Here is a 352-nt window from a genome sequence, read left to right on the forward strand (position 1 = left end):
CTGTGACTTTGACCAGCGCCAATGGCTACGCTGCTAGCACGACTCGTGCCGTAGGTACGAACGCTAGTGAGGTAGTTGCTACATCAGCCACAGGCACTGATGGCTTCTTGGCTAGCAACTATGACATTACTTATGTGTCTGGTAGCTTGAGCATCACAGCTCGTCCAATCACCTTGACTGCGGATAACCGCACGAAGGTTTATGGTGACGGCCTCACATTAGGCACATCAGCCTTCACTAAGACATCTGGCACCTATGCCAATAGTGAAGTGGCCACGGCTGTGACTTTGACCAGCGCCAATGGTTACGCTGCTAGCACGACTCGTGCCGTAGGTACGAACGCCAATGAAGT

Annotated in this window: 1 protein-coding gene; it reads left to right on the top strand. The window is 52.6% G+C overall.

What is annotated here, in order from left to right:
* Positions 1 to 352 (top strand): hypothetical protein (locus ICE88_RS08435; protein ID WP_216252045.1); only part of this gene is annotated, 352 nt, incomplete at both ends.

The sequence above is a fragment of the Polynucleobacter sp. AM-26B4 genome (assembly GCF_018882285.1).
Taxonomy (GTDB): Bacteria; Pseudomonadota; Gammaproteobacteria; order Burkholderiales; family Burkholderiaceae; genus Polynucleobacter.